The organism is Microcystis sp. M53598_WE2, assembly GCF_030067735.1.
In the GTDB taxonomy this organism is placed as follows: domain Bacteria; phylum Cyanobacteriota; class Cyanobacteriia; order Cyanobacteriales; family Microcystaceae; genus Microcystis; species Microcystis aeruginosa.
Genome location: NZ_JASJFE010000167.1, coordinates 1 through 2,440 on the forward strand (window position 1 = coordinate 1; position 2,440 = coordinate 2,440).

2 protein-coding genes and 1 pseudogene are annotated in these 2,440 nt (G+C 42.6%); 1 reads left to right on the forward strand and 2 read right to left on the reverse strand.

Annotated elements, in window-relative coordinates; translation table 11 throughout:
* A partial coding sequence (locus PX636_RS03720; RefSeq protein WP_288116262.1) for a tetratricopeptide repeat protein occupies positions 1-1,433 on the reverse strand: 1,433 nt, incomplete at its 3' end.
* 162 nt (positions 1,434-1,595) lie between these two features.
* A complete protein-coding gene (locus PX636_RS03725; protein ID WP_288116263.1) occupies positions 1,596-2,000 on the reverse strand; it encodes a hypothetical protein in 405 nt (134 codons plus the stop codon).
* A 239-nt stretch (positions 2,001-2,239) separates the two neighbouring features.
* Between PX636_RS03725 and PX636_RS03730 the strand changes: the two are divergent.
* Positions 2,240-2,440 (forward strand): annotated as a pseudogene (locus tag PX636_RS03730) (hypothetical protein); the annotation flags it as partial.

Genomic DNA, 2,440 nt, shown 5'->3' on the forward strand with positions numbered 1-2,440 from the left:
CCGATTTCCCGTGTGATTGCTAAGGACTGTTGATGAAACTCGATCGCTTTTTGGTATTCTCCTAGGGAATAGTAAACATTGCCTAAACCCATGTAGGAATACGCTTCACCCTTCCGATTACCGATTTTCCGTTCGATCGCTAAGGATTGTTGATAAAACTCGATCGCTTTTTGGTATTCTCCTAGGGAATCGTAAACAATGCCTAAACTGGTGAGGGATGCGGTATATTTCCAGTTGGTTTGCTCCTCCTGTTGTTGGTAAACAGTGACTAATTCAAGGTAATAATCGGCCCGGGTTTGATAATACCCCCGTCGGGTGAGAAAATCATCGATAGCACGGAGAATATCAAAAGCATTGTCGTACTCGGTTAACTGATAGCAATGATAGAAAATTTCTAGGTAAGGTTGCACATCGTTGAGGATTTCCCAGGAGTCGGGTTGAGCAATAGAAAGATAATAGGCGATCGCTTTTTGGTGTAATTCCCTTTGATCGCCGGCTTTGTATTGTGCATATTCCCAAACTAAAGGCTGAAAACTAAAAATTCGCTGGCGATTTTCCTCTTTTTCTTCTAATAATGATCGTCGCTGCAATTCTCGCAGATCTGCCGTGATCTCGGACAGTGCGATCTCGGGGTAATTATCCATCACCGCTTTGGCTGCTGGAGAATCAAATTCTCGGCGATAAATGCTGGTTTTAGTGAATAATTCCTGCTGTCTTTGGCTAAGTCGCTGAAAACTAGCATCTAAAACTAAAGCAATTCCCACTGTCTCTTGACGATGACTCCCCACCACCTGCGGATCGCTCAAAAGTTGCGATAAATTTCCTAATCCTAAATCCGCTAACCTTTCTAAACTGGGGTTTTGCGGAAATTCTGCTAAGATTAAATCCGCCACCAATCGCAGGAGTAATGGATGACCATCCACCCGTCGAGAAAAGTTCTCTAGATCCCCTGTTATTTGCGATTCCGCTAACAATTGCGCCCCTTCAGGTGGTTTCAAACCTTTTAGCTCGATCCAACGGTTAAAACCCCTAGTTTTTGGCTTTTCTCTGGTGGTGACTATAATTTTGCTCGTGTCACCTTTTTCTATCCAAGCAGTGAAAAACTGCTGATAAAATTCATTATTCCAAGAACCATCTTCCCCTAATAAACTCTCTAGATTATCAATAATAATTAGGTGGCGATGGCGTTGCAATTGTCTGATTAAAGCTTCCTGTAAATCTATTTCTTTTTCGGGGACAGGATAACCAAAGTCCGTCAGGAATTGGCGAGCTAAACCACTAAATCCGCCCAGATTTCCCGCTTCCCACCAAAAGCGTTTTGGGAATAAATCTTCATCGTCTCCTAGGGAAGGATCGAGGGTAATTTTCTCCTCAAAAATTTTGCTGGCTAGGGTAGATTTTCCAATTCCTCCAACTCCTTTGATGCCAATCATCGCAACATTTGGATCATTAAACCACTGCTTAATTTGGGTGATTTCCTCCTCCCTTCCCTGCCAATGGACGAGACTTTTTCGAGCATTTCCTCCCTTGAAAATACTCCTTTGACTACTGCGATTATTTTCTATTGCGTCTGCTGTTGCGTGCAGATCCGCCAGTCATTCAGGAGGGATTCCTAGATTTAAATTACCCTTAACTTCTTGAATGTTCAATTGTTGTTTAATATCTTTGTTAATTTGCATACCAATTTGAGTTTTCGTTTCTGTTTGATTCTGATTAATTGTCATAATTTGTTGTGCTAGGGTTTGGATTTCTTGGGCAAAATCGGGGTCTTTGAGCATTTCTACCTGTAAAAAAGGAACCACTTGCTGTTCAATCATTGCCTCGGATTTGGTTTGTTCGGCTGCCGCTAAAACCTTGGCTGCGGCCGGTTCCTTTTGTAACTTTTGCTTAATTTTTTGCCACAATTCTACACCTTTATCCATGGCTCCTTCCGTTAATTTACCGATAACAGCTTCAAAGGCGATTTTAGCGATTTCGGCGGCGGCTAATTCGGCTAACATAATTATCAATTGCGAGAATTTTTCGCCATTCTAGCACAACGGCAACAGCAGTTGTGGACGGTTTAAATGTTTGGTTGACTGTTCAAAAAGTAAAAAACAAAACTCTGATATCGTTGCCACAACAGGATTGAGATTAGAGCGAAGCGGACGCGCTGGTAAGCTAAGACATATTTAGGGTTTGCGGCAAAAAGTACGGGCGAAGCATTCGGATAGAAAATCTCCGGTTTCACCGATAGGTTATGCCCAAATGCTTCGCCCCTACAGGACGCGGGCCGATGAAGACGCAAAAATCTTGCACCTGTTTCGCTCGTAAAGCCACAAAACCCCTACCTTGCCTACATTTCACATTTATTCAGCAAACCCTATTTAAACTGCTTATTCTTAGATTAGCCGAATCTCCTCCAATTCCTTTACTGTTGCCTCTTGCCTCGTCTCAACAA